This window comes from Sulfuricurvum sp., assembly GCF_028681615.1.
Lineage (GTDB): Bacteria > Campylobacterota > Campylobacteria > Campylobacterales > Sulfurimonadaceae > Sulfuricurvum.
On the sequence record NZ_JAQUHV010000001.1, the window covers coordinates 1 to 23,154 of the forward strand.

General features: G+C 42.1%; 19 protein-coding genes. 10 read left to right on the top strand and 9 right to left on the bottom strand.

Going from position 1 to position 23,154, the window contains the following annotated elements:
* Positions 1 to 168: 168 nt before the first annotated feature.
* The 6 genes from PHE37_RS00005 to mqnE all read right to left on the bottom strand — a co-directional run bounded on the left by PHE37_RS00005 (position 169) and on the right by mqnE (position 6,950).
* Positions 169 to 783 (bottom strand): Tfp pilus assembly protein FimT/FimU, encoded by a 615-nt coding sequence (locus PHE37_RS00005; RefSeq protein ID WP_299997255.1) that lies wholly within the window; start codon positions 781 to 783, stop codon positions 169 to 171.
* Between the two features lie 110 nt (positions 784 to 893).
* Positions 894 to 2,711, bottom strand: coding sequence for a citrate/2-methylcitrate synthase (locus PHE37_RS00010; protein WP_299997252.1), 1,818 nt, complete (start codon positions 2,709 to 2,711; stop codon positions 894 to 896).
* A 10-nt stretch (positions 2,712 to 2,721) separates the two neighbouring features.
* Complete coding sequence (locus tag PHE37_RS00015; protein WP_299997249.1) at positions 2,722 to 4,038, bottom strand: ATP citrate lyase citrate-binding domain-containing protein; 1,317 nt, start codon at positions 4,036 to 4,038, stop codon at positions 2,722 to 2,724.
* 90 nt (positions 4,039 to 4,128) lie between these two features.
* Positions 4,129 to 5,313 (bottom strand): hypothetical protein, encoded by a 1,185-nt coding sequence (locus PHE37_RS00020; RefSeq protein WP_299997247.1) that lies wholly within the window; start codon positions 5,311 to 5,313, stop codon positions 4,129 to 4,131.
* Positions 5,310 to 5,879, bottom strand: a complete 570-nt coding sequence (locus tag PHE37_RS00025) for an aminodeoxychorismate/anthranilate synthase component II (protein WP_299997244.1) — start codon at positions 5,877 to 5,879, stop codon at positions 5,310 to 5,312. Before PHE37_RS00025 ends, PHE37_RS00020 begins: the two co-directional genes overlap by 4 nt.
* Before the next feature lie 9 nt (positions 5,880 to 5,888).
* Entirely contained in the window at positions 5,889 to 6,950 is a 1,062-nt protein-coding gene (gene mqnE, locus PHE37_RS00030; RefSeq protein WP_299997241.1) for an aminofutalosine synthase MqnE, read from the bottom strand.
* Positions 6,951 to 7,115: 165 nt separating this feature from the next.
* Here mqnE and PHE37_RS00035 point away from each other — a divergent pair, with 165 nt between their 5' ends.
* The 3 genes from PHE37_RS00035 to ygiD all read left to right on the top strand — a co-directional run bounded on the left by PHE37_RS00035 (position 7,116) and on the right by ygiD (position 9,154).
* Complete coding sequence (locus PHE37_RS00035) at positions 7,116 to 7,565, top strand: MarR family transcriptional regulator (RefSeq protein WP_299997239.1); 450 nt, start codon at positions 7,116 to 7,118, stop codon at positions 7,563 to 7,565.
* A gap of 48 nt (positions 7,566 to 7,613) precedes the next feature.
* Positions 7,614 to 8,333: a pirin family protein gene (locus tag PHE37_RS00040; RefSeq protein ID WP_299997237.1), complete on the top strand. Its 720-nt coding sequence runs from the start codon at positions 7,614 to 7,616 to the stop codon at positions 8,331 to 8,333.
* A 68-nt stretch (positions 8,334 to 8,401) separates the two neighbouring features.
* Positions 8,402 to 9,154 (top strand): 4,5-DOPA dioxygenase extradiol, encoded by a 753-nt coding sequence (gene ygiD, locus PHE37_RS00045; protein ID WP_300008064.1) that lies wholly within the window; start codon positions 8,402 to 8,404, stop codon positions 9,152 to 9,154.
* A gap of 22 nt (positions 9,155 to 9,176) precedes the next feature.
* Here ygiD and PHE37_RS00050 read toward each other — a convergent pair whose 3' ends face one another.
* Entirely contained in the window at positions 9,177 to 10,115 is a 939-nt protein-coding gene (locus tag PHE37_RS00050; RefSeq protein WP_299996773.1) for a GGDEF domain-containing protein, read from the bottom strand.
* 135 nt (positions 10,116 to 10,250) lie between these two features.
* Here PHE37_RS00050 and PHE37_RS00055 point away from each other — a divergent pair, with 135 nt between their 5' ends.
* The 3 genes from PHE37_RS00055 to PHE37_RS00065 all read left to right on the top strand — a co-directional run bounded on the left by PHE37_RS00055 (position 10,251) and on the right by PHE37_RS00065 (position 16,510).
* Positions 10,251 to 12,758, top strand: a complete 2,508-nt coding sequence (locus tag PHE37_RS00055) for an HD domain-containing protein (protein WP_299996776.1) — start codon at positions 10,251 to 10,253, stop codon at positions 12,756 to 12,758.
* 2 nt (positions 12,759 to 12,760) lie between these two features.
* The gene (gene glmS, locus PHE37_RS00060; protein WP_299996779.1) at positions 12,761 to 14,575 is read left to right on the top strand and encodes a glutamine--fructose-6-phosphate transaminase (isomerizing); all 1,815 of its coding nucleotides are present in this window, start codon (positions 12,761 to 12,763) and stop codon (positions 14,573 to 14,575) included.
* A 99-nt stretch (positions 14,576 to 14,674) separates the two neighbouring features.
* The gene (locus PHE37_RS00065; RefSeq protein ID WP_299996782.1) at positions 14,675 to 16,510 is read left to right on the top strand and encodes a GGDEF domain-containing protein; all 1,836 of its coding nucleotides are present in this window, start codon (positions 14,675 to 14,677) and stop codon (positions 16,508 to 16,510) included.
* A 67-nt stretch (positions 16,511 to 16,577) separates the two neighbouring features.
* Here the strand turns inward: PHE37_RS00065 and PHE37_RS00070 are convergent, their stop codons facing one another.
* On the bottom strand, positions 16,578 to 17,750 hold the full coding sequence (locus PHE37_RS00070; protein ID WP_299996785.1) for an Mrp/NBP35 family ATP-binding protein: 1,173 nt from the start codon (positions 17,748 to 17,750) through the stop codon (positions 16,578 to 16,580).
* Between the two features lie 111 nt (positions 17,751 to 17,861).
* A complete protein-coding gene (gene thiC, locus PHE37_RS00075) occupies positions 17,862 to 19,238 on the bottom strand; it encodes a phosphomethylpyrimidine synthase ThiC (RefSeq protein ID WP_299996788.1) in 1,377 nt (458 codons plus the stop codon).
* A gap of 217 nt (positions 19,239 to 19,455) precedes the next feature.
* Here thiC and PHE37_RS00080 point away from each other — a divergent pair, with 217 nt between their 5' ends.
* Genes PHE37_RS00080 through PHE37_RS00095 form a run of 4 tightly spaced genes read left to right on the top strand, consistent with a single transcriptional unit; the run spans position 19,456 to position 23,151 of the window.
* The gene (locus tag PHE37_RS00080; protein ID WP_300008065.1) at positions 19,456 to 20,577 is read left to right on the top strand and encodes a bifunctional 2-C-methyl-D-erythritol 4-phosphate cytidylyltransferase/2-C-methyl-D-erythritol 2,4-cyclodiphosphate synthase; all 1,122 of its coding nucleotides are present in this window, start codon (positions 19,456 to 19,458) and stop codon (positions 20,575 to 20,577) included.
* Positions 20,574 to 21,461 carry a response regulator gene (locus PHE37_RS00085; protein WP_299994529.1) on the top strand — a complete coding sequence of 296 codons (888 nt, stop codon included), beginning with the start codon at positions 20,574 to 20,576 and terminating at the stop codon, positions 21,459 to 21,461. The genes PHE37_RS00080 and PHE37_RS00085 overlap by 4 nt, the downstream gene beginning before the upstream one ends.
* Positions 21,439 to 22,629 (top strand): sulfate adenylyltransferase, encoded by a 1,191-nt coding sequence (locus PHE37_RS00090; RefSeq protein ID WP_299994527.1) that lies wholly within the window; start codon positions 21,439 to 21,441, stop codon positions 22,627 to 22,629. Before PHE37_RS00085 ends, PHE37_RS00090 begins: the two co-directional genes overlap by 23 nt.
* Positions 22,630 to 22,638: 9 nt before the next feature.
* A complete protein-coding gene (locus PHE37_RS00095; protein WP_299994525.1) occupies positions 22,639 to 23,151 on the top strand; it encodes a phosphatidylglycerophosphatase A in 513 nt (170 codons plus the stop codon).
* Positions 23,152 to 23,154 lie beyond the last annotated feature (3 nt).

Below are 23,154 nucleotides of genomic sequence, written 5' to 3' on the forward strand. Positions count from 1 at the left end.
GAAAGTCTCGAACCGTTTGACCTACTTAGTTTTCAATGATCTCAAACTCAAACTCAGTACCTTAACTCAAGGCCTATCAGCGTTTGTGGACGGGAATTATAGGGGAAAATATCAAAGAAGTCAAGAGCAAATTGAAAGAATTTATTAAAAAGTGAAAAAAATCACTTTTTAATTGTAGCTGACCGATACATAGCCAGTTTCGGGATGGATTGTGATCACAGATGTACCATCATTATGGGTAAGTGTAATATTACAGTCACTTGTTAACAATCCTGCAGTAGGAATATTACTATCAAAAGTATCATATGGTCTACCTAGATTATCAAAAGAAATTGTTGACCCGCAATTAGAAGTTGCCGTTACATTAAACTTATTAGTCAATAAAAGATTTGGATCACGATCAGGATATGTAGCAGGATCACATTCGCCATTCAACCAATACATTTTTTTACCGGATAAAGGATCAATTGCTGCTTCATCTGCTGCAATATTACTCGGACCACTCAAATCTTCATCTTTTCCAATATAATAATAAGTACCTCCAGTTGCACCACAACTTCTAAAACTTATTTGAGGTCTCGCATAATACCAATGAACCTGTGAAGGATTATAAATATCATCAACCATAGCCAAATGTTGTGTGTATCGGATATGACTGGCAACTTGATCAGTAGCATTTTGAAGAGGATTAGTAGTGAAATTTGGCATTGCCAAAACTGCTAAAATACCTATTATTATAATAACAAAGACTAATTCAAGCATGGTAAAGGCAAAACGTTTCATTATGAATACCTTATAAAACAAATTTCATCAAAAAACGATTATAACAAAAAAAGGGAAAAGATTGATAAAGAAGAGTTTGGACCCCGCATATGCAGGGTTCAAAAAAAGAATTAAATTTCGTCAGCAAGTTCGACGTTATAGAGGATATCGTCTGTCGGATGACGATACATCGGCATACCGAGGCGTTTTTCATCCAAGATATGACCGATAAATCCGATAGAGCGACCGACTACGAAGAATGCGTTCAATGCACCCGCTTCGATAAACCCATCGATCTCTTCTTCAGAGTATCCGAGTGCACGCCACATATCAACCATCAAGATACCGATCGTACCGTCAACGTTCAAGATCAAGTTATCTTTTTTAGATGTTGTCAATTTTTCAACTTCTAGAGCAAAATCAAGCAACGGAGTAGCCGGGAAATGCTCAGCCGCATATTTTTTCAATCCCGATACGCGAAGGTCAGGGTTACGGACCGATTTGATACGGTGACCGATACCTGAAATGGTTTTACCCTCTTTTTTCATATAATCGATAAATTCAGCCGGGCTCATACCACGGTCATTCGCGTATTTGAAATATTTTGCCGCATCATCGATCGCTCCACCGAAACGCGGCCCAATAGTAAGCAAACCGGTAACCAATGAACTGATAACGTCTTTACCTGCACGTGCGGTAACTTTTGCATTGTGTGCACCCGATACGGCAGGACCGTGATCGGCAACGGTTTTAATAACCGTTTCAAGATAATCGGTTGCCCATTTCGGATAACGTTTTTTGAACCAAAGAAGTGAAATGACATCACCGATACCGAATCCGGTTTCCGGAGTTGCAACTGAACTGATCGGGTATCCCGCATACGTTGCTTCATCACCGCGGTCATCAGAGATAGTACAAATGAACTCTTTTTTACGACGTACTTTTGGTACTGAGCGCAATTCAGGTTCAACGATTTCACCGATTGTTCCCTCCGCACGAAGTTTTCCGTACACTTCCGCGATTGTGTGCGGAAGATCGTTAAAGCTTGCCGGAACGTAAATACCCGCTGCTGCCATCGCTTCATTTTTAGCCGCTGCCGTTTCAGCATCCGCATTTGCAGAAGCACCCGCATGACCGAATTGGACACCTGAGCTGAAATGTTTAGCAATAGTACCGATACACCATGCGATAATCGGTTTTTTGATTTTACCCGATTTTACCGCTTCAATCACTTTGTACTCTTCAGTACCCCCTACTTCACCGAGAAGAACCATGTATTTTACTTCAGGGTTGCTCTCCATACGAAGAAGATTGTCAATGAATACAGAACCAACAAATCGGTCACCGCCGATAGCAACACCCTCTGCAATACCATCAGCATTGATAGAGATGATGTTTGAAAGTTCATTGAACAAACCGCCTGAACGGGTTACAAGTCCGCATGAACCGGCACGGTGAAGTTTAGAGTTAATGATATTTTCAATCGTTCCGCCGACGTTAGCGATTTTAAATCCGCCCGGAGCAATACCGCCGACCGTTGCCGGTCCGATAACAACAACACCCGCGTCACGAGCCGCTTGGTTCATTTTACGAGCCAAACGTTCAGGAATACCCTCAGCCGTGACCATAATTGTTTTGAATTGTCCTTTGATCGCGATAGCTTCCATTGTAACATCGTACGCCGTTCGGAACGAACCGAAGTTTAATAAAACGTCTGCATTTGGAAATGCAGCAGCCGCTTCAGTTGTATTACGAAAAACTGGAACCATAACTTCATCAGGACCGTAGAAAAATTTCTCGAATTTATTTCCTGATGTAGGAGCAACGATAGCCGCAACCGATGGTTTAGCACGGTTGATAACATAGTCATAATCCAACATACGTTGGATAGCGCTCGCGTTGTTGTTCCAAAAAATTGCTTGTGTATCTTTGGTAAATAAAGCACCCATCATTCTCTCCTTATTTCTCTAAAGCCATACGTACGATATCCGTTACGTGTGTTTCTGGCCCATAAACTTCGATATAGAGACCTAAACGGTCTGCCGCTTCTTTAATATCTTTTAGACCTTTTTCATAGTTCGGTCCGCCACGACGTACGTAAATACGAGTCCCGACCGCTTTCATTTTGTCTGCATAGGTTTCAAATGACTGGATAATTCCGGTAAAAGTTTTCGCAACATCGGTAAAGTTTGCAATCGCACCGCCGATGATCAAAATTTTATCGCGCCCTTTAGGATCTTTGTGACGTGTCATTAGATCAAGAACAGTATCCGCATAGAATTTAGTTTCGCCCGTTGTCGGTCCGCCTGAATACTCACCGTAGTTCGCAAGATCCGCTACGTTTCCTGATAGGTCCGCAATAGTATCGGCATAAACAACCGATGCTCCACCACCCGCAACCATCGTCCAAATGCGCCCCATCGGATTTAGGATCGTAAGTTTCAAAGAAGCACCTGATTTTGAGTCTGCTTCAGCAATCGCTTTTTCTTCAGGAGATTGATCTTCCATACCGAATGCAGTTGGAAACTCAGCACCGCACCATGCATCACCCATCATGAAACCTGCCGTGTCATCAAGACGAGCGACAAGGTCTAGAATGTGCATATCATTGCCGATCATTACAATCGGATTGATTTCAAGGTAAGCAAAGTTCAAATCACGGTAGAATTTATAAAATTGCTCAGCAAATGTAATGAAACGTTCTTTGTTCTCTGCCGGAATTCCCGCAGGTACATTTGCACGGATCAAATGAGCAATATTCGCATCATCCATAGTAATAGGAATCGTTACTTCGTTAACTTTTTCTTCCCATCCTTCTTCAACTTCCATACCGCCTTCAGCCGATAGATAAAGAACATCGTCTTCACCTACAGTTGTAGCTGAAATATAGTACTCTTGGTCTTGTGAGTGCGGAGTGAACGGCTCAACGATGAAATGAGTCAATGTCCCGTGTTGACCTGAAAGAAGAGTCGTTTCGTGAGAAATTTTATCGTCAATCCATTTGGCAGCTTCTTCGAGCGTGACATCGCCTGGTTTGTTGGTTTTAAACAATACTAGATCGTTTTTACCACGTTTACCAAAAAGCATATCCGGTTTTGCAACCAATGCTTCTTGTTTCAACCATTCAAAACCGTGTTTTTGCGCACATGCACGTAATTCATCACCACTGGTTACCAATACCGATTTAAATCCGTAATGAAACCCGCTGAAATATTTTTCCCAGTGTTTTGAGAAAATTGCTTTACCGTCGTATTCACGAATCGCTCTTTGAGCCATTGCAACTCCTTCGAAGAATCTTTTGCCAAGATTATATCATTTATGGGCTATTTGAATGATTTCTTAGAAGTTTTCAATCAAAGAAGATGCTTATTTGTTTACTTTAGTAACATATGTTACATATACGGGAATATTTTTGTAACTTATTGTAACCTTTTTTCCATTTGAAGTTCGCATATTCTCTAATCGATACGATTGGCACTGAGTGATTCCGTAAAAACGGAGACGCAACTGTAGCTTATCGTTACCTGCATCGATGCATCGGATCTTGTTATGATGTATCACTTGGGATAGTTCTTTCGCTACATGCATCGGATACGAAAAGTGATGGGTCGGATTTTTAATGAAACGATAAAACCACTGATTATAAAAGACGGCCATTACGTTGAGGATCAATATAATAAAAGCACTGTAAAACAATACCCGATATCGTCCCCTGAATTCCCGAAGACGGATTCGATACGTGTGGAAGAACGTTTGTGCCGCTAAAGGAAGAGCAATCAACAAAAACGGGGCAAACGTTTGCACTTCAACTTTTTGGCGGAATGAAAGTAACAAAGATACAAGAAAAGCACTGCTCGCAATCATCCATATCAGATCCCACTCTTTCGCAAAAAAACGGCGATAAAGGACATAAAAAAGATACAAAAAGACGATAGGAGAAAAAATTGCCGCATAGACACCCAATGCATCCAGAAATCGGCTTTCCGGCAATCCGCCAACATGGATACCGTATAAGCGCATTGAAACAAGTAATAATCCCGATCCGATACCGATAAACAAGTAATCTTTTCGATACATTCCATACAAAGCTACTGCAAAAAACAAATAGGCAAACGCCGGATCAACCATCAATAAAAACGGAAGCAATCCCAAAGCGTATTTTTCATATCGAAGATAGAGATAACTAAAGAGGAATAAGGATGCAATGACGAGTCCAGCATTATCAACAACCAAGGCAGCACTGGTGACTCCGGGTAGTAACACGTAAATCAAGATAATCCATAGACGGTCTCTGTCACGTTTAACGTAAAACTGAGATATGGCATACAATAAAATAACCGAAACGAGATGCAACAGTATCATTGGAAGACGCAATGCGTAATCGTTGTGTCCGAGTATATTTAATGAAAGGTTGAGAAAAGACTGTAAAAGGGAAAAGTCGCCATAAAGTATTTTGGCTTCGTTATAACTGATAGAGAGACCTTTAATTTGCAATACGAGAAGAAGAGTATTAACTCCCAGTAAGGCTAAAAAAAAGGCTTTTTCTCTCATAACTTGAGAAAGTTGTCAATAATCTCGTGTCCGAATTCACTCATTATCGATTCGGGGTGAAACTGAACGCCGTAAATCGGTTTATCTTTAATTTCCAATGCCATAATTTCATGATCATCTTCACTGTACGCGGTCGGAATGATCACTTCCGGCAGATTCTCCTGCTCTACAATCAAAGAGTGATAGCGAGTAGCCGTAAACATTTCCGGTAGTTTATGGAAAATCGGTGTATCACCCTGGCGGATCATTTTAGACGTTTTACCGTGCATCATCCGATTTGCACGTACAACGTTCCCTCCGAATACCTGTGCAATGCTTTGATGTCCCAAACATATCCCTAAAATAGGGACTTTATCGGCAAAGTAGCGGATTACTTCCAGAGTAACTCCGGCATCGTCAGGTGTTGCAGGACCGGGAGAAATAATAATTTTTTCCGGATGAAGTGCTTCGATCTCTTCTACCGTCATTTCATCATTACGGATAATTTTTAAATCAGCTCCGAGCTCCAAACAATACTGAACAATGTTGTAGGTAAAACTGTCATAATTATCAATCATTAATATCATTCTATTTCCTTACCACGCTTTAATAACATTATACAAGCTATCACGTTCAATCGGTTCAAATCCGCTGTTTTTAATCAGTCCGACAAATTCGCTCAGATTAACGCCGTGTGCACTTTTTGCCCCCGCCGCCGAGTTGATTGATTCTTTTTCAATCGTCCCGTCTAAATCGTTGGCGCCGAACTCCTGTGCTACAAGCGCCAAATTAACCGTCGAAGTGACCCAATACGCTTTTAGATTCGGTACATTGTCCAAAACAATACGGCTTATTGCCATTGTTTTTAAAATCTCATGTGCAGTAATGTACTCTTTGACGTTCAAAAAGTTATTTTCACTTTGATAGACAAGCGGGATAAAACAGTTAAATCCGCATGTCACATCCTGCAAATCACGAATACGCATCATATGATCGATCCGATGAACACGCTCTTCGACGTGACCGAATAACATCGTGACATTGGATTTCATCCCCCGTTCATGCCATTTACGGTGAATTTCAAGCCACTGCTGTGAATTGACTTTCCCTTTACAGATGTAATCCCGTACTTTTTCATCAAAGATTTCCGCTCCGCCGCCCGGCATCGAATCGACCCCGTTGTCAACCATAAGATCAAGTATCTCATCGTAGCTTTTGCCGTACTCTTCCGCGAGGAAATGGACTTCTGCCGCCGTGAGGGCTTTGATATGCAGCTGTGGATGGCGCGCTTTGATTTTACGAAATACTTCCAAATACCATTCCAATCCCGTATCCGGATTATGGGCGGAGACGATATGCACTTCAGAGATTCCGCGAGAAACAATATCATCAGTGATTGCCACGATCTCATCATGACTCATCGTATAGGGATTGGGATTTTTGCGGCTGGCACTGTATGCACAGAATTTGCAGACGTCTTTACAAACGTTGGTCGGATTAATATGGCGGTTAATATTAAAATAGGTTTGTTTTCCATGAAGCTCGCGTCGTCGCTCATCGGCGAGTTCACCGAGAGTAAAAAGATCTAACTCATAGAGCGCCGTCGCCTCTTCCAAACTCAAACGTTCACGCCGTTTTACTTTATCAATCAAATTCATATTAAAATCTTTAGTCGCTTATTTTTGGCGCATTATAGCAAATGTTTTTTAGGTCTGTCACCTTCTGTGAATGTTGATAAAAACTATAATTTTACAGAAGCTATTGACATTATTACTAATTAGTACTATTATTCTTTTATCTAGAAAATTTCGAGGAGGCAAAGTATGAAACGGGTACAAAGTTACGGCAAACATGAAGACATTGTATTACGAGCCCATATTGAACTTTCGAGGTCTTTGATTAAAATCCGGGCTAAAGAAATAGTATGGCTCTCAGAGAGGGATCTCACCCTGCCCCAATTTGGAATTTTAGAATCGCTCTACCATTTGGGCAAACTCAGTGTCGGACAAATCACAAAATTGACGTTGAGTACTCCTGGCAACATGACGGTCATCGTTAAAAATCTTCAATCAAAAGGATTGATTCGTATTCTGACGTCCGAAGAAGACCGCCGGATTAAAATGCTTGAGATCACGAATGAAGGTTCAGAGATTATCCAATCGATATTTCCAACACATGTGGAAAATCTGACCGGATGGTACGACAAAGCATTAAATGAAGAAGAGGTACAAACTCTCTCCCGATTACTGCGCAAATTAGAAAAAGCGCAATAAAAAAATTTAGCCATATATTACTAATTAGTAATTAAAAGGAAGGTTCCAATGTCATTTACACTTCATCACGCATCTGAACGAGGTGTTGCCGAACACGGTTGGCTGCACAGCCGATTCAGTTTTTCTTTTGCCGAATACCATAATCCTAAACGTATGGAATTCGGAGCTTTGCGTGTCATCAATGATGATATCGTCGAAGCGGGCAAAGGTTTCGGGATGCATCCCCATCAGAATATGGAGATCGTCTCTATCGTCACGAAAGGAGCACTTGAGCACCGTGACTCGGAAGGAAATCACGGCATCATCAAAGCGGGAGAAATACAATATATGAGTGCCGCATCAGGGGTGTATCACTCAGAGCATGCCACCAAAGATGAATCGGTTGCGTTATTTCAAATATGGATACATCCGAATCAAAAGGGGGGATCTCCTCTTTATGATCAACGCAGCTTTATCCACCATGATAAGACGAATAAATGGGTCACTCTCGTCAGCGGTGACGGACGTGAAGATTCCATCGTCATCAAACAAGATGCCTCAATCAGCGTGGCAGAAGTCGAGGATGGGGCAACAATAACGATCCCTCCGGTTACAAAAGATCATGGGCGATTGCTTTTGATCATCGAAGGAAAAGTAGAAATAAACGAACAAATTCTCGACTCAAGAGATGAACTTCAAATCACCGACGAGGAGGAATATGCCCTGATAGCTCATACAGCATCCAAGGTTTTATTATTTGACGTGCCGATGCACTCACACTTATCATGAACCGTCGTCATTTTTTAGCCCTCATGGCAGCTTTGGCTGCCAATGCATCCGAAGAAAGGAGTCTTATTATGCGTCAACCTGCCCTTTTTATCAGTCACGGTTCACCGATGAATATCGTCGATGACAATCCTTATACGCGACGTTTAAAACAGCTTGGCACCACTTTGCCTAAACCGAAAGCGATACTCATCCTTTCAGCGCATTGGGCGACAAACGGTTCGGCGGTGTCCGTCGTCGATAAACCCGAAACGATACATGATTTTTACGGTTTCCCCGATTCTCTTTATTCTATACAATATGATGCAGAGGGTGAGATGACGGCGAGTTTGTTATTAGCCCATCTGACACATGCCCGGATTGATCGTCGTCACGGCCTCGATCACGGTGCATGGTCGGTTCTGGTACATCTTTTCCCCAAACATGATGTTCCGGTTTTTCAATGTTCGATCGATTTGAGTAAACCGGCACTGTGGCATTATGAACTCGGCAAAACACTGTCCACACTTAGAAATCAAGGGGTAATGATCATCGGAAGCGGGAATGTCACCCACAATCTAGGCGATATCGATATGAACCGAGATGCTCCGGTTGCACCATGGGCAAAGGCATTCGACGATTCTTTTGCAGATGCGCTCGTCCATAAGCATGAAAAACTGATTAATTTTGATTTCCCCTACTTTGAGCATGCCCATCCTACACTGGAACATTATCTACCGATATTACCTATACTGGGTTCACAACAAGAGAATGAAAGCATTACGACTATTTACGAAGGGTTTCAACACGGCACTCTCTCAATGCGATGTTTTCAGGTTGGATAGTGGTTATGAATTCTCTGCACCATTACCAATCAAATAATATCGTACAGTTTTTATTCGACTTTTTGGCGCAATAGAGTGCTTTTTCCGCACGGGCGATAATGCCATCAAACGTATCTCCCTGCTGATGAATCGTAACCCCTGCACTGATGGTAACATGAACACTTTTTCCTAAATAGAGCAAATTAGAATGCTCTATTTTTGCGCGGATTTTATCCGCAAGTGCAAATGCCTGTGTCACATCACATCTTGTTAAAACTACAGCGAATTCTTCTCCTCCATAACGATACACTTTATCGGAATCACGAATTATCGATTTAATCGTTTGTGCTATAAAATAGAGAACCTTATCCCCTGCCACATAACCATGTTCATCGTTAATAAATTTAAAGTTGTCCACGTCAAACATCATTAAAACCATGGAAATATTTTTATTCATCCCGGCCTCAATGGACAATTCCATATCTTCTACAAACCCTTTTCGATTTCCGACTTTAGTGATAGGATCAATCGTAAGAGAAGTGAAAGCTTCATGCAAATCGGTAGTAAGCTCGATAATTTTGGATTGTGCTTTGTCAAGTTCACCAGACATATCTTGATTTAAAGCATTCAAATTTTCAATAAAAGTAATATGTTCTTTTTCCGTACTAGATGGAGCATTTTCGAGTTGTTCTTGCTGTTTCTTGGCCACCGAAGTTATATCCGCATGCGTTTCGACAAAAGACATAACGGAGCGTTTGGCAAGATCAAGATGTTTTGTGCCGTCATCTTTTGAAGCTATGAAAATCTGATGTTCAACGTCTTGCTGTTCTCTACGTAACTCTTCATCAGCTAATTCTAAAAAAAGTTCATCAAAATACTTTTTATAATGTGCCGGATAAGGTGAGATTTCCCTAGAACGTAAAAGTCCCATTACTTGATCATGAATGGCCATAACTTTTTTATAATTGTCTGTATTGTTCATACTGATATACTCCTCTTCTGCATATTATATCTTCTATTTATAAATCAATTTAAATGGATATAGTTCATTTTATCAGCAACCATTTCAATAATAAAAAGATCGATTACGATACAATTAAAACAAAAAGTAGTCAGCATGAGTATTACCGAACAGATTGAAGACCTCATCGAACGTAAGGCAAGCGATTTCGAGATATCCAAACTTTTTAAATCCCATATATCCGATTACAAAAATTCTCTTCCTGAACTTTTCGAACGGAATCAGGGGAAAGATTTTCTCGTCATCCACACCAAAACCCTCGATTCAATCATCTCATTGATGTACAAAACCGTCTTACGACGATTATTTGGCAACTATTTACCGATGCGCAGTTCTATCCCGATTGCTTTCATCGCTTTGGGAAGTTATGGACGTGAGCAGCTGTGTGTGCATAGTGATATTGACTTGATGATCGTCTATGAACAAAACGGTGGTTATAACACTTCAGCCATCATTGAAAAATTCCTTTATCTAGCGTGGGATGCCGGACTCAAACTTGGACACCGTGTCCATGAAGTCGGGGACCTTTTTAATGCTTCCCGTGAAGATATTACGATCAAAACGGCCATGATGGAGTCGCGGCTTATCATCGGGTCGTCATTTACGTGGAGTACAACACAAAACCGTTTAAATGCCATACGCCATGACAATCCAAAAGCCTTTATTATGGCAAAAATCGAGGAAGCCGAACTCCGTCGCAAAAAATTCCCCTCTTCTATGCAGCCGCATATTAAAGAAGGTGTGGGAGGACTGCGCGATTCTCAGCTGCTATACTGGATCGCTAAAACACTCTATGGGGTCAATACCCTTAAAGAGCTCACGGGAATTTTGTTTAGTGAAGAACAATACCGGGAATACCGCATTGCCTTAGAATTACTTTTCAGGGTCCGGAGCGCTCTGCATCTGATCAGTGGAAAACAACAAGACCAACTCGTACTGGACTATATGCCACGCATTGCCCAGATGTTAGGGTTTAGTGACGAACGTAGACTCGTCACTAAACTTTTGGAAGCCCAATGGCGTATCAATAACTTCACCCAAATTTACGTTAAAAAAATGGCTCGTTTCCAATTATATCATGCTGCTTCAACCGCGAAAATCCGTGCCGGTCGGATTCAAAAAGGATTTTATGCGGTAGATGGGACATTATACGCATCCTATAATGCCACACCTCCCTCTATTGATACTCTGTTGGAATTGCTCATCAGTCTGGAAGATCGTGAATGGAAATTCGATTCGAGCGTCCTGTTCCATTTCACCTACTCGCCAATCAAACATCCGCTGAAAGTCAAAACATATACCTTGCTGCGTAAACTGTTCGAACGTAATCATCTTTATGTTATTTTGAAACTCTTTTACGATGCGGGGATTTTACATCACCTCATCGGAGCATTTAAAAAAGTACTTCATCTTCCTCAGTTTGACGGCTATCACCTATATCCGGTCGATTTGCACTCCATCAAATGCATCGAAGCCCTCGAGAAAATCAATGATCCTTATGTCGAAGCACTCTATAAACCTCTAAGCGTGAGCGATAAACTTCTGCTAAAAGCCGTTATTCTTCTGCATGATACCGGCAAAGGACGCAAACAAGATCACAGTGAAGTAGGGACAAAACTGATTGTCCCGTTCCTCAAAAATCTCAAACTTCCGACACAGCAATATGAGCGGGGAGCACTATTGGTACGGCACCATATTTTAATGAGCAATGTTGCTTATCGCGAAAATCTTTACCATGAAAAAACCCTTTATCAGTTTATGTCTAAAATCAAAACACCGGAAAATCTCACCCTGCTTTATATTCTCACCTATGCGGATATCAACGGCGTAGGGCCTGGAACCTATACAAGTTTCGGTGCGAATTTACTCCATGAACTCTACGAAGCTTCTCTCGAAATTGCTTCCCAAAATGATCGAATTACCGATGCGATTAAACGGGTCAATAAAGAGAAAAAACTTCTTAACGATCCCGATTTTACACAACTTAGTAAAGTTGAACAGAAAAAAGTCCTCTCCATCGAATCCAATCTCTTTTTCTTTAAACACACACCAAGCGATATTTTAGCTATATCCAAAGAGGCGTTTCAATGCCAGACTTTCACCTATCAATTGAACATCGACGGGGGGCTCATAATCCATATTTTCCGGAAAATTCCTCTGAATTTAGGATATTTGTTAGGAAAACTCAGCTATTTGGATGTTGCATCTATGGATATTTTTACACTCTTTGACAGCATCAAATACTTTAAGATCGAATTTTTGCAACGCCCTCGTGAGGGGACGATGGAGCAAATCGAGATGATTGTGGAAGAAGCTTTCGATATGACTAAAAAAATTGATCTCCCTAAACCAGTCATAAAACCTAATGAAATTACAATCGATTGCGACCACTCAATCCACTATGCTCAGCTAAACTTGAATACCACAAACCAAAGAGGACTATTGGCTTATTTTGTCCAATGTTTCGATGAGGCAAATATCAATATTGCAACCGCTAAAATTCATACAAACAAAAATATGGCCAGAGATCACTTCTTAATTGAAAAACAGCATAGAATGTGCGATAATGCGCGCGAAATAATCAATAAATTGGTAGGGATGTAATAATGTGTGGCATTGTAGGGTATATCGGAGTAAAACCTGTTAAAAAAATATTGATTGACGGGCTTCGAGAGCTTGAATACCGAGGATACGATTCTGCCGGAATCGCAATATTGCAAGAAGGGCATTTTTCTCTTTTTAAAGCCGTTGGAAAACTGATCAACCTCGAAGAAAAAGCCAAAAATTATGAAAGTTCCGGATTCTCGGTCGGTATCGGACACACCCGCTGGGCAACTCACGGAAAACCAACGGAACTAAACGCCCATCCTCATTTGGGACAAAACTCTTACGTGGTTCACAACGGAATTATCGAAAACTATCAAGAACTTAAAACGATGTTAATTGGACATGGGATACACTTCCTTAGTCAGACGGATACCGAAGTCATTGTACATCTATTCGAATATCACCTTAAAAGTGCCTCGACACCGTTCGATGCCTTTAAACAAACGCTTGCACAAATAAAAGGTGCCTATGCAATTTTGCTTGTCAATGCAGATGCAGAAGGAACCATCTTTTTTGCAAAACACGGTTCTCCAATGATAATCGGACGTAACCACGATAATGAAACCTTCTTCGGATCATCAGATGCCGCCTTGATCGGAAAGTGCCATGAGGTAATTTATCTGGAAGATGGGCATTACGGCTATGCATCATCCGGTGCCATCGCCCTGTTTGATGAACAAAACCGTGAAGTAGCTCCACGATTCACCGCTTTATCCGAAAACAAGCTCTCAGCACAGAAAGAAGGTTACCGCTTCTTTATGGAAAAAGAGATTTACGAGCAAAGTACTGTCTTATCCGACACGCTCATGGGACGTCTGCGGGATGAAAGCCTCTATTTTGAAGAATTGGATAAAACTTTATTCGATGGAATCAACGAAATCAAACTCTGTGCATGCGGAACAAGCTATCACGCCGCTTTGGTTGCCAGCTATTTATTTGAACGTCATTCCAAAATCCGCACGTCCGTTGAAATTGCCAGTGAATTCCGCTATCGCGAACCGTTTTTAACCTCCGATACCCTTTTCGTTGTTATCAGCCAAAGCGGAGAAACGGCTGATACGCTAGAGAGTCTGAAAATGGCCAAGAAATTCGGTCTCAAAACAATGGTAATCTGTAATGTCGACAACTCGTCGATGGTACGCCTTGCGGATGCGAGTATTCTTACACGTGCAGGTATTGAAAAAGGGGTGGCTTCTACAAAAGCATTTGCAACACAGGTCTGTGTTTTATGGATGCTCAGCCTCTATTTAGCCGGTGAACGTAAAACGCTGAGCAGCAGTGACATTCAGCATCAAATCGGATTATTACGTTCTCTCCCTGCTATAGTCAGTGTCGATAACGCTATCCACGAACAGCTTCGCCGCCTCTCAAAACGCTACCTTCACGGTCACGGTTTCTTCTTTATCGGTCGTGACGTATTCTATCCGCTCGCATTGGAAGGTGCATTAAAACTAAAAGAGATCAGTTATTTGCATGCAGAAGGGTATCCAAGCGGGGAAATGAAACACGGTCCTATCGCTCTAGCCGATCCGGAACTGTTTACCATTGCATTGCTCCCTCAACATATGCTTTATGATAAAACAAAAAGTAATATTGAAGAGCTAAGTGCCCGTGACTCAACGATTTGTTCAATCAGCCCGCTTGATTTTGATAAAGCGGATGATCACATATGTACGAATAATGCTGAAGATTATATGCTCGAATTTTTTGAAATGATGGTCGTATTACAACTCCTCTCCATGGAAATTGCGATTCGTCTCGGCAATGACGTCGATATGCCTCGCAACCTTGCAAAAAGCGTTACGGTTGAATAAACCGTAGCCTTTTACTCCACTTTCATATATATTTAAAAATTATTTAGCTATCCTCAGCGATTACATCTTTCTTTTCAATTATTTATAAGGTACTAATGGATGAATGCCAACCGCAAAATATTATTTATCGTCGCATTAATGTTGATCGGGCTTGCCGTAGCTACGATCACAAACGTCGCACTTAATTTTCGCGATTACGGCTATAACAATGCCATTGAAAAATCAAAAATGACTGCTGAAATCGTACGTGACGGTTTAACGGCACATATGGTTAACGGTATTATGGACAAACGGGAATTCTTTCTATCCAACATTGCCAATATCAAAGATGTACAAAAACTATGGATTGTACGTTCTCAAACCGTTATTGCCCAGCACGGTGAAGGATTAGACAACGAACATCCTCGTGATGCGATTGATCGAAGAGTTCTCAAAGAAGGAACTCCTGTTCGTGAGATCTATGAGGATTCGACAAATGCCGTTTTACGTGTAACAATCCCTTACATCGCAACTGCTTACGGAAATCCAAATTGTCTTGCCTGTCATAATGCCAAAGAAGGGGATGTCCTAGGTGCAATCAGCATGGAATTCAATATTAATGATATTCGCCAAACCGGTGCAATGACGATCGCTAAAATATTTGCAATTAACGTTATCTTCATTATCATTGCCCTTTGGGTCACCAACCACTATTTCAAACCTTTCATGAAACTCTTTGAAAACCTTCAAAATGGGATTAAACGGGCACGAACCGGAGATTTCAGCTATCGCTTCACTACAACACTCAAAGATGGCGGAAGTGAAGTAGCCGAGCAAATGAATACCCTCTTTCAAAAAATGGAAGATACCTTCGGAGGGATTAAACATAATCTCAATACCTTTGCTTCCCGTTCAAATATCTCGTGCAGTGATCCGCTCAGTACGGCTGGAATGATTATTCAAGAACTTTCTGATGTTTATAAATTCAAAAAAACCATTGAGCTTGATAGTACTAAAGATGCGATTTATGAGCGTTTTATCTATGTTTTAAAAGAAAAATTCAAATATGAGCATTTTGCACTTTATGAAGTGGACAAAACTACCAAAGAACGCAAGTTGATCCATATCAGTGAGGGGAAAACCTTTTGTCTCCCTATCGCCGATAAAGATGCATCGGAATGCAGAGCCCACCGTACAGCAAGTGACGTATATTCAACCGACTTCCCTAATCTGTGCACGAACTGTATGCATGATAAAGAATACTCGTGTATTCCGTTTAATATCAATGATGATTTAGCCCTTGTTCTCTCTTTCTCAGCAAAAACGGTGGTAGAAATCGAGACAATGAATCTCTCATTGCCAAGTATCAAAAACTATTTTGAAGCGGCAAAAGCGGTCATTGAGAGCCGGACTCTTATGGATAAATTGAGGGATTCTTCACTCCGTGACGGCGCTACGCGTCTTTACAATCGCCGCTTTTTGGAAGAATTTATTGACAAGAGCTCAGAACAAGCGTTACGTTCTAATATCTCTTACGCTATTTTAATGATTGATATCGACTATTTTAAAATGGTTAACGATACCTACGGTCATGATTCAGGAGATATTGTTATTAAAACCTTGGCCGAAATCCTCCAAGAGAGTATCCGTAAAGCCGATCTGGCCATCCGGTACGGTGGAGAAGAGTTTTTGGTTCTTCTCTATAATACGACACCGGAGGGTGCAGTACAAGTTGCCGAAAAGATCCGTGCCCGTTTCAACGAGAAAAAATACCATTTCGGAAACGATACTGTTGAAAAAACACTCAGTATAGGTGTAGCCCATTTCCCTTCACAAGCCGATTCCATCTGGAAAGTCATTAAATATGCCGACTTGGCTCTGTATGAAGGTAAAAATACGGGGCGTAACCGTGTTATCGAGTTCCAAAAACATATGCATTCCGGAGATCAGTTTTAATCAATTTGAGTATTAAAAGATGAGAGAAGGATATCTCTTCCCGATTGTACGGGAAGAAAGAAAAGAGTTAGTGACAGCCGCAGCCTGTGCCACAGCTTCCTGAACTTGCAGGAGCCTCTTGTTTTGGTGCAGCAGCTGTAGAACATGCTGATACGCCCGGAGGTGTATTGGGTTGAATCGCTTGGTTATCAACTCCGCCCTCTTCATTGATTTTTTCGATTGATGCCCAAAGGCCTTCAGCGGCTTTCATATAACGCTTTGCCGTTTCCGATGTCGGTGCATAATAGGTAACCGGTTTTCCTTCATCTCCACCTGTACGGATTGAAGGCTCGATCGGGATCTCGGCAAGAATACACGTTTCGAACTGCTCTGCCATCGCTTTTGATGTCCCTTTGCCGAAAATGTCGTATTCAACACCGGTATCCGGAGCAATAAAGCCGCTCATATTTTCAATGACACCTGCAATCGGAATATGAAGTTTTTTAAACATATCCAAACTTCTGCGGGAATCGTCCAAAGAGACCATTTGCGGAGTGGTTACGGTAACACCGACAGTAACCGGTACACTTTGAGCAAGGGTTAATTGAGCATCCCCTGTGCCCGGAGGCATATCGATAACGAGACAATCCAAATCTGACCACATGATATCGCGCAAGAACTGCTCGATCGCTTTCATAATCATCGCACCGCGCCAAATAAGCGATTGCCCCTCTTCCATCAATGAACCCATAGACATAACTTCTATTCCGTATGCTTTGATCGGAAGAACCTTATTTCCGACAACTTCAGGCTTGATCCCGTCAATCCCCATCATACGCGGGATATTAGGTCCATAGATATCCGCATCCAAAAGACCCACTTTTTTCCCTTGCATTGCAAGCGCAACAGCAAGATTAACCGAAGTAGTCGATTTACCGACACCCCCTTTACCCGAGCTTACCATAATAAAGTTCTTAACTTGAGGGGCGATATTTTTACCCTTAGATGAACTCTCGCGAGGCATTTTAGGAGCAGTAATCGTGACCACTACTTCTGATGCACCTGCACGCTTTAACTCATCCGTTGCTTCAACAGTGATCTGATGAGCTACTTCAGGAGCACTTGAGGTGATATCTACCGTTACCTGAACGTTTGATCCCTCAATCTTAATCTCTTTTATAAATCCGAATGTCACGATATCTTTCGTGAATCCCGGATAGGTTACTTTCGATAATGCTGATTTTACAATTTCTTCTGTCATGTGTATAATTCTCCTCTTCTGTCTTGGTTAATACGCCAACGGAACTCGTCCCGTTTGACTACGCTAACGCTAAGTTTACCTCAGCGGTAGGCTCAAAATCGCTTACGATTTTCAACTTGCTGATTGTGTTTTTGCTTCTTCGGCAATCCATGCAATCGACTCCGGATTGTCCATAATTTGCTGGGTAATTTTGTACGAACAAAATTTAGGTCCGCACATGGAACAAAACTCCGCCTCTTTAAATACATCTTGAGGCAATGTTTCATCATGGTATTCGCGCGCACGTTCCGGATCAAGCGCCAGTTCAAATTGACGGTTCCAGTCAAACGCATAACGCGCATCACTCATCGCATCGTCAATATCACGTGCACCTTTGCGTCCGCGCGCGATATCCGCCGCATGTGCCGCAATTTTATAGGCGATGATCCCGGCACGGACATCCTCGGCATTCGGTAGTCCCAAATGCTCTTTCGGAGTGACGTAACACAGCATCGAAGCACCGTGCCATCCGCCGACCGCCGCACCGATAGCAGAACTGATATGATCATATCCTGCCGCAATATCAGTAACTAAAGGTCCTAGAATGTAAAACGGTGCCTCATGACAATATTCGCGCTGAATTTTCATATTACGCTCGATTTGATTGAGCGGGACATGTCCCGGCCCTTCGATCATAACTTGAACGTTTTTTTCCCATGCGCGAAGCGTTAATTCCCCAAGCACTTTAAGCTCGCCGAGCTGCGCTTCATCGGATGCATCCGCCAAACAACCCGGGCGGAGTGAATCTCCCAATGAAAGGGAAACATCGTAACGGGCACAAATATCAAGAATCTCATCATACGCGGTGTAAAACGGATTCTCGCGATGATAGTGCATCATCCATGCCGCCATCAATGATCCGCCGCGGCTGACAATTCCCATTTTGCGTTTAGCAACTTTTGGCATTGTCTCAAGCAAAAAGCCTGCATGAATCGTGAAATAACTCACACCTTGCTGCGCTTGACGCTCAAGAACTTCAAGCATTTTTTCAATACTTAAATCTTCGATTTTATTATGCACGTCATGCAAAATCTGATAGATGGGTACCGTTCCGATCGGTATTTTTGAATTGGCGATGACCGCACGGCGGATCTCATCCAAATCACCCCCTGTTGAAAGGTCCATTGCCGTATCGGCTTTATAGTGTTGGGAAACTTGAATCTTTTCAATCTCCCCTTGAACATCAGAGGCAATTGCAGATGAACCGATATTAGCATTGATTTTACATCGTGCTGCGATACCGATTGCCATTGGCTCTAAATTTTTATGATTGACATTAGCCGGGATGATCAAACGCCCTCGTGCTACTTCGGAACGAACCAACTCAGGATCGAGTTCTTCTACTTTGGCGACGTACGCCATCTCTTCGGTAATAATACCTTGCTTGGCATAATACATCTGAGTGCGAACGGTGTCGTTTTGTCTGTTGGCGACCCATGCGGTTCTCATGACTTTCTCCTTGATAGTTTACAAAAGCTTTATTGGACTTATAAATAAGACCCCCTAAAAGGGTCGTATCTGTTTTAATGTAGATTAAAAATTTCAAGAGGATTTAGGAAATGAATCATTCACTCCTCTTGATATACTCTATAATTTATCGAAAACAAGATAAAAAAAAGCTTTTTAAGTGTATAATTTCGTAACAGTTTACAAAATAGGATACATTTTGTCTGATTTTACACTTGTGTTGCTTGCAGCAGGTAACTCAACTCGTTTTAAAGTACCGGTAAAAAAACAATGGCTACGAATCGGACATGATCCTCTATGGCTTTATGTTACTAACCGTATCAAAGAATCTATCCCTGAAGCCGACGTCATATTGTCCGCACACGCCGATGAAATCCCTTTTATTACCCCATTATGTGATTTTACCGTCGTAGCAGGCGGAGAAACACGTCAGCAATCTTTGAAAAATGCTCTTAAAGAGGTCAAGACCCCTTATGTAATGGTGAGTGATATCGCTCGCGCATGTGTCGATCCGGACCTTATTTCTCGTCTTCTTTCCCATAAAGAACAGGCCGATACCATTGTTCCGGCGCTTGATGTGCATGACACCGTCGTATACGACAATAGTACGATCGAACGGACTTTAGTCAAACGTATCCAAACTCCGCAGCTTTCACGTACCGAAGTTTTACGCCATGCACTTGAAACGGATAGCGAATATACCGATGAGAGCAGTGCCGTCGTTGCATCGGGCGGAACACGTTATTTTATTGAGGGAGACGAACGCGCCGCCAAAATCACCCTCTCTTCGGATATCGGCGCATTGGGATGTTTACAGGGACCGTCGAATGTTGTTTTTACCGGGAACGGGTTTGACGTTCACCCGTTTGAAGAGGGAAAACCGATGGTTTTGGGCGGAGTACCTATCGAAAGCCCTTTTGGATTCAAAGCACACAGTGACGGTGATGTCGCGATTCATGCCCTTATCGACGCCTTACTCGGTGCAGCATGTTTGGGCGATATCGGAATGCTTTTCCCCGACACCGATAACGCCTATAAGAACATCGACTCAAAATATCTTCTGGAGAAATGTGTCGAGAAACTTCATCAATTCGGATTTGTCATTCTCCATGCCGATATTACTATTATTGCTCAAACTCCGAAAGTTTCCCCTTATAAAGAGGATATGCGAAAAACACTCGCCACATTGTTGCATCTCTCCCCTGCCCGTATCAATGTCAAAGCGACAACAACCGAGCATCTTGGATTTATCGGACGCAAAGAAGGCTTAGGCGTCATTGCAACCGCATCAGTACACTATTTTGATTGGAAAAACGGATGAATATACTCATTATCGAAAACGAGATTTATCTCGCACAAAGTATCGCTTCTAAACTCAGCGATCTCAGCCACAACTGCGACATCTCCAGCTCTACCAAAGAGGGGCTTCGAGGAATACCTTATGATGTCGTTCTCCTATCAACCAACATCAGCGGCCAGGATATCTATCCTGTCATTGAGGCTTATAAAAACGCTGTCGTTATTTTAATGGTGAGCTATATCAGTAATGACACGGTTTCAAAGCCTCTTGCTGCAGGAGCCAAAGACTATATTCTCAAACCGTTTATGATCGAAGAGCTCATCCGAAAAATCCAACATTTTCAAAACCATGAACGCTTGCGCCGTCAAAATCAAACGTATGAACGCTACCTTGCCCATACCTTTAATTCGATCAATGTAGACGAAGATTTGGATAAAACTGAACTGCCGCTCTTTATTTGCAGCGGATACCAAAAATATGCCGATGCATTTGCTTTTAGATACGCGGCCCATAAAGATAAACCGCTCCAGTTTATCTCTCTCACGTCAGCGAAAGCATTTAGTGATATAGCATCGCTCAGCGATGACTCCATACTTTTTATCACCGATTTCCAAAACCTCAAAAAAAGTGAGCACAAAGCTTTTTATGAGCTTATCGCTAACCGAAAATGCATAATAGCAAGCACCGATCCGATCGATTCGCCTCCGTTTAGAGTTATCGAAATCGAAAGCGACAATCATCTCTTCGACCAAGGAGAGATTTTACCGATCGAAGAGTACGTCAAATACATCATGATCCACTTCCAAAACCGCTTCCCAGATACGGAACTTTCAAAAAAACTGGGTATTTCACGTAAAAGCTTATGGGAAAAGAGAAAGAAATATGGCATCGTCAAGAAAAAATAGATCTCTCTTCATTGATCAAGAGGCTGTTTCTGCACTGATTTTACTCAAATCAGGGATGTTGGCTCCTGTCAATCGCCTTATGAATGAAGCACAGAGTAAAGAAGTCTTAGCCAGCGGAATGTTTCAGGGGAAAACCTTTCCTTTCCCTCTTATCCTCTCTCCGAGCGGAAAAGTCAATGAAACGGTCCTGACATCGGCACAAAAAGGTGAAATTCTCGACCTCATCTGTGATAATACTCTGGTCGGCGAATTGTGTGTGGATGAAATCTATCCTATCGATCCGCGTGAACGGCTCCGCCAAATCTACGGAACTGAAGATCTCACTCATCCCGGTGTCAGTGCAACCCATAAACGTCTCGGTAAATATGCAATCTCAGGTGAATATTCCATTGATCTGACCCCTGTAGAATCGATCCAAGCAATGATTCAAGAAGCAAAAGAACAAACTGCTGCCAAACATACTACTGCTTTATTCATGGCTGCAAATCCCCTTCACCGGGCCCATGAACGTTTCATCCGCCAAAGCTTGGAGCGTACTGACCTTATTGTTATTTTCTTGCTAAAACCGTACAACAGTGCCAATTTACAGTATGAACTTCGATACCAAACCCTTCAGTATTTTGTAGAAAATTTTCTTCCGCGCAACCGCGTCGTTATCGTTCCGTTGGAAAGCAGCTATATTTTTGCCGGAAGCAATGAAGTGATCCTGGATGCCATCGTTGCCAAAAACTATGGGTGTGATCGCCTTATGATCGGGCAAAACCATGCCGGTATCGGAATGTATTACGATCAGAATGCCAATAAATCGATTATTGACCGTTTGGTAGGTATCGATATCGAAGTGGGAATCGCCAGTGAATACGTTTATTGCAATCAGTGCAAAACGCTTGTCAGTGTCCAAACCTGTCCTCACGGGCATCATCACCATATTTCCTATCATGCGGAATCTATTTTGGAGCTGATGCAGCAAGGGCTTCTCCCTCCGGCAGTATTGGTACGTAAAGAGATATCTTCAATGATCGTGGCATCTCTCTATCCCAACCGATTTAAAAATTTGGCCAAACTCTATTACGATATTATGCCGGTAAACGGTCTTCTCGAAGAGCACTCTGAAAAAGATTTTTACGTCGAATTGATGCGACTTTATCAAACCACCTCTCTCACGTAAGGAATTGTTGTGAATTTTCGCTTGTTTTTTATCACCGTCGGCTACAGCGGTCTTTCTCCGAAGGCCCCCGGTACGATGGGAACATTGGCATCATTACCTTTTGGAGTCGCCATTTTAATATTTCTAGGGCCGCAAACCCTTTTTTTGGCAACGCTGCTCATTACCCTTATCGCCATCAAAACGATTGATCGCTATGAAGCCGAGACTCAAAGCCATGATTCTCAGCACATTGTTATCGATGAACTCGTAGGAATGTGGTTTGCCCTCTCTATCGCACCGGGAATTATGTTTGCTTTTTCAGACTTAGGAGTTTGGACAAACGGCATTGCAATTCAAATTGCACTCAGTTTACTATTTTTTCGTCTTTTTGACATTAAAAAACCCTCAATTATCGGTCGAATCGATCGTGAGGCTAAAGGGGGGCTTGGTGTAATGGGAGATGATATTATCGCAGGATTCGCCGGAGGTATTGCTTCAGCCCTTATTTGGCAGATGATCCTCAAATCCGGATTCATCGGCTAATTT